Raw genomic sequence first — 15,536 nt, 5'->3', positions numbered from 1 at the left:
TTCGTATACAATAATTGTATTCGTTCTGAATTTTCTCATTCAAAGCCATCAAACAATGGCTTGTTTTATTAGAATTTTCAGGGTTTTACATACTGTTCAATCTTCTGTTTTCAAAGTGCTTTGTGTTGTTATGTTCTCAACAGCAACTCGTTTATATTACCACATCGTCTCTGTTTTGTCAACAACTTTTTTAATTTATTTTTTTGCTTTTTTCACCGTTTTTCGCGGTGGAGTTAAATTATAGCACATCGGCTTGTCCGAGTCAACCATAATTTTACTTTTTTCTCCACGAAAGGGCAAAAAAATAATCATTTGGAAAAGAGCGGAGAAAGAGGGATTTGAACCCTCGCGCCGGTTACCCGACCTACACCCTTAGCAGGGGCGCCTCTTCGGCCTCTTGAGTATTTCTCCGTAGTTCATAGTCTCCATATGATTCGTCCTGCAACAAGATTGTTCCCAGACGCATTGACAATTATACTAGAGAATAATTCGATTGTCAACCCATATTTTCATTTATTTCCTGTTGAATTTTGTCGTGTACTATATCTGCTATTTGAATTGTCCTTAACCCAACATATTGTTCCGGCTGCAGCGGTTCCAGGAAGCGTACCTGGACCTTTTGCTTCTTAATAGAATTAACATCGAATGGTTTGAAGCAGTCAATCAGTGCAACCGGCACAATCGGACACCTGGCATTTACCGCGCTCTTGAAGGTTCCTCCTTTAAAAGAGAGAAGATGATTTCCTTCCCTGCTCCGAGTCCCCTCGGCGAATATCACGTAATTTCTTCCCTGCTTCACATCCTCCGTCATCTTTGTGATGACCTTTAAGGATGCTTTTACGTCCTGGCGGTCTATGGACATGCCGTGCATGGCCGCGATGACCTGCTTGATCAATATAATATTAGAAGCTTCTTTCTTAACGACAATCCCCAGCGGATTGGGACAGCTCTCCATAATGGCCAGAACATCAAACAGGCCCTGGTGATTGGGAAACAGGATAAAACCGTTTTTTTCGGGCAGATTTTGAATTCCGTGGACTTCTACTTCCACACGGCCTGTGCGGTTTACCGTTTTCACTACATTCCTAATATAATCATATCGCTGCTGTTCTGTGTGGGTGTCCCCTGATCTTCCCAGCTTCCAGATATGATAAAACCATATTGGAGCCCGAAAAAAGTTCCGAAGCACCATATACGCAATACGGTTCATGATTTCCTCCTGCGTTTCTCTGTATTGTAATTGGACAAAGAAACTATTCTTCCCTGTATTCTTTTATCGCGGTCTCATATAGATTGTTTCCTTTGCTGTCAATAACGACAATCACAGGGAAATCTTCTATCTCCAGACGGCGGATCGCTTCTGTGCCCAGGTCATCGTAAGCGATCACCTCTGAGGAAAGTATCCGCTTAGACAGAAGCGCTCCGGCCCCTCCTACTGCGGCAAAATAGACGGAACCATTTCTGACAATGGCATCCACCACCTCTTTACTTCTCTTTCCCTTTCCAATCATGCCGCCAAGCCCCATATCGAGAAGCTGCGGCGTATACCGGTCCATGCGGCTGGCTGTCGTAGGACCTGCCGATCCGATAGGTCGTCCTTCTCTTGCAGGGGATGGACCCATGTAATAGATCATGTTGCCGCTGATTTCAAACGGCAGTTCCTGCCCCCGGTCCAGTGTCTCCTGCATCCTCTTATGTGCCGCATCCCTGGCTGTATAGATGGTTCCTGTTAAATATACGTAATCGCCTGCTAAAAGGCCGGCTGCGTCGTCTTTGGTAATTGGTGCTTTCATATAACGGTCCATACTGTGGTAAGCCCTCCTTCTCTTTCTTATATAATCCGGTGCGCATGGCGGTTTACATGGCAACAGATATTGACCGCCACAGGCAGGCCCGCTATATGGGTGGGGTACGTCTCGATGTTTACCGCCAGAGCTGTGACGCTTCCGCCGAGTCCGCCCGGTCCGATTCCAAGGCGGTTGATCTTTTCGAGCAGTTCCTTCTCAAGCTCTCCTGCATAGCCCGTCGGAGGCTCCTCCTCCAGGTTTCTGGTCAGGGCATGCTTTGCCATCTCCGCACATTTTTCGAAGGTTCCGCCGATTCCCACCCCGATTACCATAGGGGGACAGGCATTGGGGCCTGCATCACGGACTGCAGTAAGTACGGCTTCCTTAATCCCTTCGATTCCATCCGCCGGCTTTAACATAAAGATACGGCTCATGTTTTCACTTCCAAAGCCTTTAGGCGCTACGGTGATATCAATCCGGTCTCCATCCATGATCTCATAATGGAGGACAGCCGGAGTGTTGTCCTTTGTGTTGATCCGCTCTACCGGCTCTACCACGGATTTACGAAGATAACCTTCCACATATCCGTCGTGCACGCCCTGATTCACCGCGTCGGCCAGGCTGCCTCCTTCTATATGTACGTCCTGTCCTATTTTCAGGAAGATGACAGCCATACCAGTATCCTGGCAGATGGGAATCCTGTCTTCCCCGGCAATTTTTAAATTTTCTTCCAGCTGCTCTAAGATCTGCCTTCCCAGCGGCGACTTCTCCCGTCTTACCGCATCGCAGAATACATTCTTCATGTCGTCCGACAGAACATGGTTCGCTTCTATACACATTTCTTTAATATTTCTTGTTATCTCTTCAGCCTGAATGGTTCTTATCATACGATTCCTCCATATAAATGATGAAATCCATCACTCTCTTTTACTAACTATAAGGGATTGATCCGTTGAAATCAAGTATAATCATGTGTTATTTCTTTTGCAGTTACTCTTGACAATGGATGGATCGTGGTGTATTATTGTATTAAGTAATTAGTACAGTAATACAAATGGAGGTGAGCGAATGACATGGCATTTTGAAAATGACAGACCAATCTATACTCAGCTTTTGGAGCAGATACGTCTTCGAATTATATCAGGCATCTATGCGGCGGGCAGCCGCCTGCCATCTGTCAGGGAACTGGCGGCAGACGCTTCTGTCAATCCCAATACGATGCAGAAGGCGTTATCGGAGCTGGAACAAAGCGGTATTATCTATTCTCAAAGAACATCGGGACGTTTCGTCACGGAGGACACGGCAATGATTGAACATGTAAAAGAAGAGATTGCAGAAGAAAAAATCAAAGAATTTTTTAAGGTCATGAACAGCCTTGGCCTGAAACCGGGGGATACACTGAAATTAGTAGAAAAAGCGGCAAAGGAGATGAGTCAATGAATTCTATACTACAGTGCAGCCATATTACAAAAAAATTTGGCTCTTTAACGGCTCTCGATGATGTGAATTTCACCATCGAACCAGGCAGAATCGTAGGGCTTCTGGGTCCTAACGGAAGCGGCAAGTCTACATTTATCAAGCTGGCCACAGGCCTGTTAACGCCGACAACCGGAACGATCACCATCTGCGATCTTCCGGTCAGTGTCGAGACGAAACGGAGAGTCTCCTACCTGCCTGATAAGAATTACTTAAATGACGGGCTGAGAATCAACCAGATTCTCGACTATTTTCATGATTTTTATGACAATTTTGATTTAAACAAGGCTTACGAGATGTTAAAACGTCTGAACATCGATCCGAAGAGCCGGCTGAAAACGCTATCCAAAGGAACGAAGGAAAAGGTTCAGCTGATTCTGGTCATGAGCCGAAACGCCGATCTTTATCTTCTGGATGAACCGATCGGCGGTGTCGACCCGGCGGCCAGAGACTATATTTTAAATACCATATTATCGAATTACAATGAACAGGGTTCCATTATTATTTCCACCCATTTAATTTCCGATATTGAACCAGTTCTGGATGACATCATCTTTATCAAGGATGGAACGATTGTTCTGACCAGTTCTGTCGATGCAATCCGGGAAGAAAACGGTAAATCTGTAGATGCTCTGTTCAGGGAGGTGTTCAAATGCTAGGTAAAGTATTCAAACATGAAATGAAATCCACATCCCGATTATTTTTACCGCTGATGATCGGATTCATTGCCATTACGCTTCTGTGCAAATTTACATTTGAAACCAGCTACAGTGCGATTCTGGGAAACAACCGGCTGATGGAAACGATTACGGTAATCTTTTTCGTCCTGTATTTCATCTATATCATCGCCCTGTTTGTCATGACTTCCGTATTTATCGTCATGCACTTTTATAAAACCATGGTGAGTGATCAGGGATACCTAACCAACACACTTCCTGTGAAGATGAGCACTCTGATCAATGCAAAGCTTTTGTCAGCCGTCCTGTGGGAGATTATCGCCGGTGTACTGTTTATCTTATCCATCTTCATCTTTTTCACCGGACACCTGAACTTCAAACTGACTGATCTCCAGCAGCTGCTCCGTGATTTTGGAAATCTCTATCGGGAGGCATCAAATTACCTGAATATGCCGATTTTCCTGATTGAAGTCACCATTACCTGCATTGCCGGTCTGATTTCCGGACCTCTGATGCTGTATGCGGCGATCGCGCTTGGTCACTTGTTCCGGAAACACAGAGTCCTCTGGGCTATAATCTCTTACTTTGTTATCTATGTGGTAATGCAGATTATCAGCAGCGTGTATTTCTCCATATGCGGTTACTCCTCTCCTCTTATCAGCAATTCGGAGTACGCCGTTCAGACGGTTAAGAATTATATGCTGTTCACCACCATCTTCAGCGTGGCCTGCACAGCGGGATTTTATGCAATAACAGATTATATCTTTACCAGGAAGCTTAATCTGGAGTAATATCCTTCGGGTGAAAGGAACAGATAAAAAGCAAGGAACAGATAAAAACAAGAAACAGATAAAAAACGTGGTAACTCCGATCAGAGGATGTTGATCCAATCGGGCTTACCACGTTTTTTGTTTTTATATCCAGCGTTCTCAATCCTGGCTCTTCTTTCAAACCATATTTTGAATCCTTGTTATTCTTTCTTGAATATCTTCGCTTCAATCGAAGCGATCGTAATGCTTTCCAGCCGCTTCCGGCATAATTCATCGAGATCCGCATAGATTCCATCCATGATGGCCGCCATACCGGATGCGATCATGCAGTCCATTTCCTTGTCGCCTGATTTCCATGAAGCCGATACAAAATCGACCTCCAGGGCATCGCATACCTGCCTTAAATTCACGCAGGATGAGTCTTTTTCAAAATGGTATCCGCCTTCCAGCCCCTCTTTTGTTGAAATGATCCCGGCCTTTTTTAACTTGGCCATGACCTTTCTCACTCTGGCCGGATTGGTGCATACGTTGGATGCCAGTGCCTCGCTGGATATGGTTTCCTGACGGTGATTCAAATATACCAAGGCGTGGACCGCTATTGCAAATTCACTTGTCATGTGATTCGCCCCCTGTCTGATTCATACTCTTCCCTGAAACTTCAATCTGTAATTATTATTGTTTCAGTTTATATTGTAATACTATCAGTTACAGTTTTTTTTGTCAAGTCCAAACCAAAAGAATTTTCAAACAAATTTATTTTAATATTTTACCCATGATTACTACACAGCCCATAATGATCAGGATGGATACAAAGATTCCGCCCATCCCTTTTCCCATGATTTCCAAAGCTATTAAGAAATTTTCCATCATCGTCTTTCCCTCCTATAAGAACCTTGTCACCAGGCTGATGACAAGGCCGCCTGCTATGACTGAGGCGATCTGGCCGGACACATTGGCGCCGACTGCGTGCATCAGGATAATATTTCCCGGTTCCTCTTTCTGGGCCATCTTCTGTACTACTCTGGCAGACATGGGGAACGCGGATATTCCGGCCGCGCCGATCATCGGATTGATTTTCTCTTTACGGAACAGATTTAATATTTTGGCAAACAGCACGCCGCCTATGGTGTCAAATACAAAGGCAATCAGGCCAATGCCCATAATCATCAGCGTATCGACTCTCACAAACGCATCCGCACGCATGCTGAAGGAGATCGTAATTCCCAGTAGCAGGGTGATTAAATTGGCGAGCCCGTTCTGAGCCGTGTCGGAAAGATTGCCGAGAACGCCGCATTCCCTCAACAGGTTGCCAAACATTAAGAATCCCACAAGGGCCACCGACATCGGGGCGATCATACCTACAATAATAGTCACAACGATTGGAAATGCTATCCTCATGGCCTTCGAAACGCCACCAGGCTTATACTCCATATGGATGGTTCTCTCCTTCTTTGTCGTGACCAGCCTGATGGCAAATGGCTGTACAATCGGCACCAGGGCCATGTAGGAGTAGGCGGCCACCGCTATGGCTCCAATATATTTTGAATGGAGAATCTGGGACACGAGGATGGAGGTCGGTCCATCTGCCGCGCCGATGATTCCGATGGATGCTGCGTCTTTCAAATCAAATCCCAGCAGTACCGCCGCACAGATCGCGATAAAGATTCCCAGCTGAGCGGCCGCACCGAATAAGAACATCACCGGCTGGGACAGCAGGGGGCCGAAATCGATCATGGCTCCGATTCCGATAAACAGGAGGATGGGAAGCGCCTCAGACGCTTCAATCCCCACATGAAACAGCCATTCTATAATTCCGTTGGTGTCGCCGACACCGGCCAGCACCTGATTGATGACCCCTGTATTCGGCAGATTCACCAGAATTGCACCGAATCCCATGGGCAGAAGCAGCGCCGGTTCATACTCTTTTTTAATTGCAAGCCATATCAGGATGATTCCCACCAGATACATGAGTATTTGCTGCCAAGTAACAGACATAATTCCCTCTAATAAGAATTCCATTTCCATCCTCCTGTTTTCTCTATTGTCCTAATTTTTATTGTCCCTTTTCTTTCTCCCGGTTCAGTTCTATTTTTACCGTCTTTATCACCTTTTCATTCATCTTGAGGATGGTGTAATGGATGCCATCCTCATACAGCTCTATAGGCATCTGTTTGTCATTCGGTATGTATCCGAGACATTCGATCAGATAGCCTGACAGGGTATCGCAGGAGCTCTCGATCTCCTCGTGAAGAACCTCATTTAAATCGTACAAAAGGATGCTTCCGGCCGCCTGGTACACATGGGGTTCCACCTCCACAAGCTCCGGCTCCACGTCTTCATACTCGTCGTGTAAATCGCCCACAATCTCCTCGATTAAGTCTTCCATGGTCACAATACCCGACACGCCGCCGTACTCGTCGACGAGCACAGCCATCTTCAGCTTGTTCTTCTGCATCTCCTGAAATAATTTATCCGTCTTCCTGTTTTCAGGAATAAAATACGGTTTCTGCATGATAGCGCGAATATCGATTTCCCTGACGGGCTTCTTATTCGCTTCTATGATAAAATCCTTCATAAACAGGATTCCCACTATATTGTCAATCTCATCCTCATAAACCGGGATTCTGGAGTGTCTGCTGCTTAGTATTTCGTCGATGCTGGACAGCAGAGGCGTACTTAAATCCACGGCAATCATATCCTGGCGCGGAGTCATGATTTCTCTCGCCTTCTTATCGTCAAATAAAAAGATGGAGGTTATCATATCCTGTTCAATTTCATTGAACACGCCGCTTTCCCGGCCGGTCTGGAGCATGGAACGGATCTCTTCTTCAGAAACCTCCTCTTCCAGGTTCTCCGTCTTAAGTCCCAGAAGCCTTAATATTCCGTTGGTGGACGCGGACAACAGGGCGATAAACGGGGCCATGATCTTAGAAATGATATAAATCGGCTTAACAGCAAACAGGCTGAAGGCCTCCGCCTTCTGCAGCGCAACCCTTTTCGGCACCAGTTCCCCAAACACCAGATTGAAATAAGACAGGATGATCGTAACCACCACCATCGCTATGCTCTGGCTGTAGGGAATTCCTGACTGCGCCATGCGGTTTCCCAGTATCTGTGAAATACCGGTCGCCGCGGATGCACTGGAAAAAAATCCGGCAAACGTGATTGCTACCTGGATGGTTGACAGAAATCCTGTGGAGTTTTCTGATAGTTTTTGAATCAGGGCCGCCTTTTTATTGCCATTGTCGGCGAGCATCCGGATCTTGTTTTTGTTGACAGATACAACTGCCATTTCTGCCCCTGCGAAAAATGCATTCATCATGGTAAGGGCTATTAATAGTAAAATCTGTGCGGCTATCGCAGCCGCGCCTGGGTCACTGTCCAAGCTTAATTCCTCCTTTAATTGGGTTGGGTATTCCGGCATTTTCCTAAGAAAAAAAAGACTTTTATTACAGCATGGATTACTCCACACTGCAATAAAAGTCTTGCCATTTCAATTCCCAGCGGATTATTTGTTTTTCAATCCACGCCCGGTAATTCGACAGAGTGCGACTACATCTTATCTCACTTGTCTTGTTAAAGCGTTCATTAATCGTACTGACGCACAGGAATCCATAAGGTTATGCCGGCTACTCCCCTTTATTGATGGTATTATTATAATATAAAGAACGGGAAATTTCTATTAAAAAAATGTTAAGTTTTCCGCTGCGGCCTTTTATTCTTCGGTTTCCGGAGCGGTCTCTTCATCTTCCAGATCCAGATCTTCCATGCCTTCGCCCTCTGATTTGCTTCCGTCATCACGGACTTTGGCAATACTTGCCACGCGGATATCGGATTCCTGGTCGATATTCATAAGCTTCACACCGGAGGTGTTGCGCCCGATTACGGAGATGTCTTCCACGGTAATTCTGATTACAATTCCCTCATTGGTGATAATCATAATATCGTGATCGTCATGCACCAGCTTCGCTCCCACGATCGTACCGGTCTTCTCTGTGATCTTATAGCAGAGTACGCCCTTTCCGCCTCTCTTCTGCGGAGTAAATTCGTCGATCGGGGTACGTTTGCCCATACCGTTTTCGGATACGATTAACAGCTTCTCACCCTGCGTATCCATCTGCATGCCAACGACCTCGTCATCATCGTTAAGCTTCATGCCGATTACGCCCATGGATACACGTCCCGTTACACGGACATCGGTCTCATTGAAACGGATACACTGGCCCATCTTTGTAATCAGGAAAATATCCTTTGAATTATCGGTTGCCTTTACCTCGATGAGTTCGTCATCCTCGCGGAGTACAATGGCCTGAAGTCCGTTCTTTCTGACATTGGCGTATTCCATCATCGGGGTCTTCTTTACCATACCGTTCTTTGTCGCCATAAATAAGAACTTGTCGTCGTCGTATTCCTTCATCGGGATGATGGCGGTAATGCTCTCTCCCGGAAGCAGCTGAAGCAGATTAATAATCGCCGTGCCTCTGGCCGTCCTGCTTCCCTCCGGAATCGCATACGTCTTAAGCCTGTATACACGTCCTGTATTGGTAAAGAACATGATATAGTGGTGGTTAGTGGTCATAATCAGATCTTCGATATAATCCTGATCGATGGTCTGCATTCCCTTGATTCCCTTACCGCCTCTGTTCTGGCTCCTAAAGTTGTCCACGGACATTCTCTTGATATAGCCCAGCTTAGTCATGGCAACGATGGTGCTCTCATCCGGAATTAAGTCTTCCATGGACATGTCGAATTCATCGAATCCGATGGAGGTTCTTCTGTCATCCCCGTATTTATCGGAGATCAGCATGATCTCTTCCCGGATTACGCCAAGAAGCTTCTTCTCATCTGCAAGAATGGCTCTCAACTCCTCTATCTTCGCTTCCAGTTCCTTAAATTCGTTCTCCAGCTTCTCGCGTTCCAGACCTGTAAGAGCACGGAGACGCATATCCACGATCGCCTGGGACTGAACATCACTTAAGCCAAAGCGCTCCATGAGTTCTGCCTTCGCAATCTGAACGTTCTGCGAATTACGGATAATCCGGATAACTTCATCGATATTATCAAGAGCGATCAGCAAGCCCTGTAAAATATGAGCGCGCTCTTCCGCCTTGTTTAAGTCGTACTGGGTCCTTCTGGTTACAACTTCCTTCTGGTGCTCTAAATACAGCTTGAGCATCTGCATCAGGTTTAAGACACGAGGCTCGTTATTGACAAGCGCCAGCATAATGACGCCGAATGTATCCTGTAACTGGGTATGTTTTAAAAGCTGGTTTAAAATAACATTGGCATTGACATCACGGCGAAGTTCGATGACGATTCTCATACCGGTACGGTCAGACTCATCTCGTAAATCCGTGATTCCATCGATTTTCTTCTCTTTTGCAAGCTCCGCCATCTTTTCAATCAGACGGGCCTTATTAACCATGTAAGGAAGTTCTGTTACGATAATACGGCTCTTTCCGTTGGGAAGTGTCTCGATATCCGTTACGGCGCGGACTCTTATTTTTCCGCGTCCTGTGCGGTAAGCCTCTTCGATCCCCATCTTTCCCAGGATGGTTGCACCTGTGGGGAAATCCGGCCCCTTGATGATCTCAAGAACCTCTTCCATCTCGGTCTCTCTGTTTTCCTCTACCTGATTATCAATAACTTTAACAACAGCGCCGATCACTTCTCTTAAGTTATGAGGCGGGATGTTGGTCGCCATACCTACGGCGATACCCGATGTTCCGTTGACCAGAAGATTCGGGAATCTGGCCGGAAGAACAACCGGTTCCTTCTCGGTCTCATCGAAGTTCGGTGTGAAATCAACGGTATTCTTGCCGATATCGGCCAGCATCTCCATGGAGACCTTGCTCAGACGCGCCTCCGTGTATCGCATGGCCGCCGCTCCGTCACCATCGACAGAACCAAAGTTGCCATGGCCGTCTACCAGAGGATATCTGGTGGACCACTCCTGCGCCATATTTACCAAAGCTCCGTAGATAGAGCTGTCGCCGTGCGGATGGTATTTACCCATGGTATCACCGACGATACGGGCACATTTACGATGGGGTTTATCTGGTCCGTTATTCAGTTCGATCATTGAGAATAAGACTCTTCGCTGAACCGGCTTCAAACCATCCCTTACATCAGGAAGCGCACGGGCAGCGATAACACTCATGGCGTAGTCAATATACGACTTTTCCATGGTCTTTTTCAAATCTACCTCATGAACCTTATCAAAGATATTTGGTTCCATATTTCTTCTCCTTTATAACGCAATATTAATTGTTTTTTAGATATCCAGATTGCCGTACTTGGCGTTGGCCTCGATGAATTCACGTCTCGGCTCTACCTGGTCTCCCATCAGTGTCGTAAATGTCAGATCAATCTCCGATGCAGTCTCCTCGTCGTAGGCAACACGAAGCAGAATCCTGCGCTCAGGATCCATGGTCGTCTCCCAGAGCTGCTCGGCATCCATCTCTCCCAGACCTTTATAACGCTGTATCTTATTATTGGTGTCACGTCCGATTTCCTTCAGGATGTTGTTTAACTCTTCATCGCTGTACGCGTACCATACCTTCTTGTTCTTTTCCACCTTGTATAACGGCGGCTGAGCCAGATAGACATGACCCTGTTTGATTAACTCCGGCATGAAACGGTAAAGGAAGGTCAGAAGAAGCGTACTGATATGCGCTCCATCCACATCGGCATCGGTCATGATAATAATCTTGTTATAGCGAAGCTTCGAGATATCGAAATCCTCATGAATTCCGGTTCCGAACGCTGTAATCATTGCTTTAATTTCCGCATTGGAGTAGATACGGTCCAGTCTGGCCTTCTCCACGTTTAAAATCTTGCCTCGAAGAGGAAGGATGGCCTGGGTATCTCTGGAACGGGCTGTCTTTGCGGAACCGCCGGCGGAATCTCCCTCGACGATATAAATCTCACAGTTTTCCGGATTCTTGTCAGAACAGTCTGCCAGCTTGCCCGGAAGAGCCATGCCCTCGAGTGCCGTCTTCCTTCTCGTCAAGTCTCTGGCCTTTCTTGCGGCCGCTCGGGCACGCTGAGCCAGGATGGACTTGTCACAGATCGTCTTGGCCACCGTCGGATTCTGCTCCAGGAAATACGTAAACTGCTCCCTTAAAATACTGTCCACGGCGCCTCTCGCCTCACTGTTGCCCAGCTTCTGCTTCGTCTGGCCTTCAAACTGAGGTTCCTCGATCTTCACGCTGATGATGGCGGTTAAGCCCTCCCGGATGTCCTCACCGGAAAGATTGGACTCGCTCTCCTTCAGCAGCTTGTTGTTTCTCGCATAGTCGTTCAGTGTATTGGTAAGGGCATTTTTAAATCCTGATAGATGGGTTCCGCCCTCAGGTGTATTGATGTTGTTCACAAAGCTGTAGATATTCTCCGTATAGGAGTCGTTGTGCTGCATGGATATCTCCACGTACACACCGTCCTTGGATCCCTCACAGTAAAATACCTGATCGTAAAGCGCAGACTTGCCACGGTTTAAATAAGTGACAAACTCTTTGATACCGCCTTCGTAATGGAATACATGCTCGTGCTTCTCTTCCCGGTTGTCTCTCAATATAATCTTTAAGTTCTTTGTTAAGAACGCGGTCTCCCTCAGACGAATCTTCAGAGTATCATAATCAAACACGGTTTCCTCGAAAATGGTTTCATCCGGAAGGAAGGTAACCTTCGTACCATGTTCATCCGGTCCTGCCTCTCTGATGACCTTAAGGGGGTACATGGTTTTTCCCTTTTCATAACGCTGCTTATACGTCTTTCCATCCTGAGTGATCTCGACTTCCAGCCATTTGGACAGCGCGTTAACAACGGATGCGCCAACGCCGTGAAGGCCGCCGGACACCTTGTATCCCCCACCGCCGAATTTACCGCCCGCGTGGAGGATGGTAAATGCTACCTCTACCGCTGGTATTCCGGCCTTTTTCTGGATGCCCACCGGGATGCCCCGGCCGTCATCGACAACCGTAATGGAATTGTCTTCATTAATGGTTACATAAATTGTATCACAGTAGCCGGCCAGAGCCTCATCCACCGCATTATCGACAATCTCATATACAAGGTGATGGAGTCCCCTTACGGAAGTACTGCCAATGTACATACCAGGTCTCTTTCTGACCGCCTCAAGCCCCTCTAATATCTGGATTTGATCTGCACCATATTCTTCGCTCATATTTTCCTCCTAATTCTCACTGTAAACTTCACCACTCACAACCTTGAAGATCTTATCGATCCGGAACCGGTTATTGACAAAATCCTCCAGTCCCGTGCAGGTGATCATGGTCTGTATATGATTAATTCCCGATAACAAGTGATTCTGTCTGCTGCCATCCAGCTCAGATAACACATCATCCAGCAAAAGGATTGGATAATCATTTACTATTTTTTTGACGAGTTCAATTTCTGCAAGCTTTAAAGATAACGCAGCCGTCCTCTGCTGTCCCTGGGAACCAAACCGCCTGATATCGATATCATTGATGATAAAGCTTAAATCATCTCTATGGGGTCCAGTCAGCGTCGTCCTCTGCTTTAAATCCGAAGGCCTGCTTTTTCTTAATGTATCTTCAAACATATCGACTGTGACATTTGGCTCATAGCTGATATGTAAAGATTCTTTTTCTCCTGACAACTGCCGGTGGATGCCGCCGATCAAATCGTTTAACTGACCTACAAAGGCCTCCCGGCACCGGATTACCTCCCGTCCGTACTGGACCAGCTGCATATCCCAGATATCCAGAGTCTCCTCATAGTCCGGCCGGAACATGATGTCCTTCAACAGCTTGTTTCTCTGGGTCACAATCTTATTGTACTGAACCAGAGAATGAACATACAGCTTATTTAGTTGACATAACTCCAAGTCAATAAACCGCCTTCTTTCGGCGGGGCCGTTTTTTATGAGATTTAAGTCTTCCGGAGAAAAAAATACAACATTGACAATCCCAAACAGTTCACTGGCCTTCTTGATCGGAACGCCGTTGACCGCCACGCCTTTTGCTCTGTTTTTCTTTAAATGCATGTCGATCCTGTATGGGACATCTCTTTTTCTGACGTTTAATTTGATATGCGACTCATCCCTGTCAAACTGTATAATTTCCTTATCTTTGCTTCCCCTGTGGGATTTTGTCGTAGCACAGACATAGATTGCTTCTAAGATATTGGTTTTCCCCTGGGCATTATCTCCATAAAGGATGTTGGTCCCATGACTGAAATCCATATGTAGTTTATCGTAATTTCTGTAATTTTTAAGCTCTATTGACTCGATAATCATGGACTTCTCTTATTCCTCGATTTTAATCGTCTTTCCGTCGTACTCGACGATGTCTCCGGCTCTCAGTTTTTTGCCGCGCTGAAGCTCAGTCCTGCCGTTTACTTTGACTAAGGCTTCCTCTATTACGTATTTTGCATCCACGCCGGAGCCGACCAGACCCGCTGCTTTCAGGGCCTGGCCAAGCTTGATGTATTCATCTCTTAACTTTATTATTTCCATTATTTCTCCTTTTTTTCACTCCGTCATCCTAAACGGATGCGGCGTTGAAGTTGACCGGAAGAATTAAATAGATATATTTTCCTTCTTCATCCCTGATAAAGCATGGGGATTTCGGATTCAGCATATAAAGAGTTACTTCTTCGTCATCAATAATTCTGAGCGCATCAATCAGGAACTTTGGATTAAAGCCGATCATGATGTCGCTTCCTGTCTTATGGGCCGTCACTTCGGCATTCATGGATCCGAAGCTGGAATTCATCTTAAGCTGCAGCTCCTGATCCACCACATTGATGATTAAGGGCTTCTTATCGTTCTCACGGATCAGGATGGTCGCTCTCTCGATGGAGTCTAAGAGTTCCCGCTTATTGACCGTGATCTTGGTCTCGTAGTCGCTGGAGAGCATCTGGTCGATCCGGAAATACTCGCCCTCGATCAGTCGGGATACCACGATGGTATCGTCAAATTCAAATAAAATATGGTTGCTGCTGAAGAATATCAGCACTTCTTTTTCGTTGTCGCCGCCCAGAATCTTGCTGACCTCACTGAGAGTCTTGCCAGGAACAATGACTTTTATATCATGGTACGTATCTTTTAATTCAACGTTCCTGATGGAAATACGGTGGCCATCCAGAGAAACGACCTTTAACTGGCTTCCCGATACCTGGAATAATTCACCGGTCATCATCTTATTGCTGTCGTTGGGAGCAATGGAGAAAATGGTCTGGCGGATGACTTCCTTCAGCGTGAACTGGGAAAGGCAGATGTAATTATCTCTTTCTATATAGGGAAGGTATGCAAATTCTTCTCCGTCACGTCCCTGGATATGGAATACGGATTTTTCGCAGGAAATCGTGGTGGTGAATTTCTCATCGCTTTCAATGGTAACGACAGAGTCACCTGCGGATGAAAGCTTTCTAACGATTTCGGATAACAGCTTGGCATCCAGAGCGATCTTTCCGCGTTCATGGATGGTTCCTTCTACTTTAGTTTCAATACCGAGTTCCATATCATTGGCTGTCAGTTTGATCTCTGAACCGCTGGCATCGATGAAGATGCATTCTAAGATCGACATGGTTGTCTTGGATGGAACTGCTTTTAAAACGATGTTGATGCCGTTTAAAATGGCATCCTGTTGAAATGTCAGCTTCATAATTGTTGATAACTCCTTTTCAGTAAATTCACGAATTTTATAGATAGATAAATAGATAAATTCCGTCGTATTAGTAGTAGGGGCTGTGGGTTTGTGTAAAAGCCTTAAAACCTTCGAGGGGGACAGGCTTTTCCCTGTGAATAAGAGTGTGTATAACGTCCACAATACTTCAGGAAA

General features: G+C 46.0%; 14 protein-coding genes and 1 tRNA gene. 3 read left to right on the top strand and 12 right to left on the bottom strand.

Going from position 1 to position 15,536, the window contains the following annotated elements; genetic code table 11:
- Positions 1–323: 323 nt before the first annotated feature.
- From H8S80_RS29590 to H8S80_RS29575, 4 genes are all read right to left on the bottom strand, one after another.
- Positions 324–411 (bottom strand) — tRNA-Ser (locus H8S80_RS29590).
- 85 nt (positions 412–496) lie between these two features.
- A complete protein-coding gene (locus H8S80_RS29585; protein ID WP_002605426.1) occupies positions 497–1,210 on the bottom strand; it encodes a lysophospholipid acyltransferase family protein in 714 nt (237 codons plus the stop codon).
- A 43-nt stretch (positions 1,211–1,253) separates the two neighbouring features.
- Positions 1,254–1,805 carry a Fe-S-containing hydro-lyase gene (locus H8S80_RS29580; RefSeq protein WP_002605425.1) on the bottom strand — a complete coding sequence of 184 codons (552 nt, stop codon included), beginning with the start codon at positions 1,803–1,805 and terminating at the stop codon, positions 1,254–1,256.
- Between the two features lie 26 nt (positions 1,806–1,831).
- On the bottom strand, positions 1,832–2,674 hold the full coding sequence (locus tag H8S80_RS29575; protein ID WP_117633063.1) for a fumarate hydratase: 843 nt from the start codon (positions 2,672–2,674) through the stop codon (positions 1,832–1,834).
- Between the two features lie 181 nt (positions 2,675–2,855).
- Between H8S80_RS29575 and H8S80_RS29570 the strand changes: the two genes are divergently transcribed.
- From H8S80_RS29570 to H8S80_RS29560, 3 genes are read left to right on the top strand one after another with little or no spacing between them, the layout of a single operon-like run.
- The gene (locus H8S80_RS29570) at positions 2,856–3,227 is read left to right on the top strand and encodes a GntR family transcriptional regulator (protein WP_002605423.1); all 372 of its coding nucleotides are present in this window, start codon (positions 2,856–2,858) and stop codon (positions 3,225–3,227) included.
- On the top strand, positions 3,224–3,922 hold the full coding sequence (locus H8S80_RS29565) for an ABC transporter ATP-binding protein (protein WP_002605422.1): 699 nt from the start codon (positions 3,224–3,226) through the stop codon (positions 3,920–3,922). Before H8S80_RS29570 ends, H8S80_RS29565 begins: the two co-directional genes overlap by 4 nt.
- Positions 3,916–4,731: a hypothetical protein gene (locus H8S80_RS29560; protein WP_002605421.1), complete on the top strand. Its 816-nt coding sequence runs from the start codon at positions 3,916–3,918 to the stop codon at positions 4,729–4,731. Before H8S80_RS29565 ends, H8S80_RS29560 begins: the two co-directional genes overlap by 7 nt.
- A 179-nt stretch (positions 4,732–4,910) precedes the next feature.
- Here the strand turns inward: H8S80_RS29560 and H8S80_RS29555 are convergent, their stop codons facing one another.
- The 8 genes from H8S80_RS29555 to dnaN form a co-directional block, all read right to left on the bottom strand.
- Positions 4,911–5,327: an RrF2 family transcriptional regulator gene (locus tag H8S80_RS29555; RefSeq protein ID WP_002605420.1), complete on the bottom strand. Its 417-nt coding sequence runs from the start codon at positions 5,325–5,327 to the stop codon at positions 4,911–4,913.
- Between the two features lie 265 nt (positions 5,328–5,592).
- Positions 5,593–6,729 carry a sodium ion-translocating decarboxylase subunit beta gene (locus H8S80_RS29550; protein ID WP_002605418.1) on the bottom strand — a complete coding sequence of 379 codons (1,137 nt, stop codon included), beginning with the start codon at positions 6,727–6,729 and terminating at the stop codon, positions 5,593–5,595.
- A gap of 34 nt (positions 6,730–6,763) precedes the next feature.
- Complete coding sequence (locus H8S80_RS29545) at positions 6,764–8,095, bottom strand: hemolysin family protein (protein WP_002605417.1); 1,332 nt, start codon at positions 8,093–8,095, stop codon at positions 6,764–6,766.
- Between the two features lie 330 nt (positions 8,096–8,425).
- Positions 8,426–10,948 (bottom strand): DNA gyrase subunit A, encoded by a 2,523-nt coding sequence (gene gyrA, locus H8S80_RS29540; protein ID WP_117633064.1) that lies wholly within the window; start codon positions 10,946–10,948, stop codon positions 8,426–8,428.
- A 36-nt stretch (positions 10,949–10,984) separates the two neighbouring features.
- Positions 10,985–12,895 (bottom strand): DNA topoisomerase (ATP-hydrolyzing) subunit B, encoded by a 1,911-nt coding sequence (gene gyrB / locus H8S80_RS29535; RefSeq protein ID WP_117633065.1) that lies wholly within the window; start codon positions 12,893–12,895, stop codon positions 10,985–10,987.
- Positions 12,896–12,904: 9 nt separating this feature from the next.
- The gene (gene recF, locus H8S80_RS29530) at positions 12,905–13,990 is read right to left on the bottom strand and encodes a DNA replication/repair protein RecF (RefSeq protein ID WP_002605414.1); all 1,086 of its coding nucleotides are present in this window, start codon (positions 13,988–13,990) and stop codon (positions 12,905–12,907) included.
- A 9-nt stretch (positions 13,991–13,999) separates the two neighbouring features.
- A complete protein-coding gene (locus tag H8S80_RS29525) occupies positions 14,000–14,209 on the bottom strand; it encodes an RNA-binding S4 domain-containing protein (RefSeq protein WP_002605413.1) in 210 nt (69 codons plus the stop codon).
- Positions 14,210–14,237: 28 nt separating this feature from the next.
- Complete coding sequence (gene dnaN, locus H8S80_RS29520; protein WP_002605412.1) at positions 14,238–15,359, bottom strand: DNA polymerase III subunit beta; 1,122 nt, start codon at positions 15,357–15,359, stop codon at positions 14,238–14,240.
- Positions 15,360–15,536: the final 177 nt, after the last annotated feature.

It is taken from the genome of Hungatella sp. L36 (assembly GCF_014288035.1).
The sequence above is the reverse complement of the archived record's forward strand: the minus strand, read 5'-3'. Positions and strand labels throughout refer to the sequence as shown.

Bases quoted from the DNA above. Each gene is read 5' to 3' on its own strand.
- H8S80_RS29585 (WP_002605426.1), bottom strand. From the start codon at position 1,210: ATGAACCGTATTGCGTATATGGTGCTTCGGAACTTTTTTCGGGCTCCA.
- H8S80_RS29580 (WP_002605425.1), bottom strand. From the start codon at position 1,805: ATGGACCGTTATATGAAAGCACCAATTACCAAAGACGACGCAGCCGGC.
- H8S80_RS29575 (WP_117633063.1), bottom strand. From the start codon at position 2,674: ATGATAAGAACCATTCAGGCTGAAGAGATAACAAGAAATATTAAAGAA.
- H8S80_RS29570 (WP_002605423.1), top strand. From the start codon at position 2,856: ATGACATGGCATTTTGAAAATGACAGACCAATCTATACTCAGCTTTTG.
- H8S80_RS29565 (WP_002605422.1), top strand. From the start codon at position 3,224: ATGAATTCTATACTACAGTGCAGCCATATTACAAAAAAATTTGGCTCT.
- H8S80_RS29560 (WP_002605421.1), top strand. From the start codon at position 3,916: ATGCTAGGTAAAGTATTCAAACATGAAATGAAATCCACATCCCGATTA.
- H8S80_RS29555 (WP_002605420.1), bottom strand. From the start codon at position 5,327: ATGACAAGTGAATTTGCAATAGCGGTCCACGCCTTGGTATATTTGAAT.
- H8S80_RS29550 (WP_002605418.1), bottom strand. From the start codon at position 6,729: ATGGAATTCTTATTAGAGGGAATTATGTCTGTTACTTGGCAGCAAATA.
- gyrA (WP_117633064.1), bottom strand. From the start codon at position 10,948: ATGGAACCAAATATCTTTGATAAGGTTCATGAGGTAGATTTGAAAAAG.
- gyrB (WP_117633065.1), bottom strand. From the start codon at position 12,895: ATGAGCGAAGAATATGGTGCAGATCAAATCCAGATATTAGAGGGGCTT.
- recF (WP_002605414.1), bottom strand. From the start codon at position 13,990: ATGATTATCGAGTCAATAGAGCTTAAAAATTACAGAAATTACGATAAA.
- H8S80_RS29525 (WP_002605413.1), bottom strand. From the start codon at position 14,209: ATGGAAATAATAAAGTTAAGAGATGAATACATCAAGCTTGGCCAGGCC.
- dnaN (WP_002605412.1), bottom strand. From the start codon at position 15,359: ATGAAGCTGACATTTCAACAGGATGCCATTTTAAACGGCATCAACATC.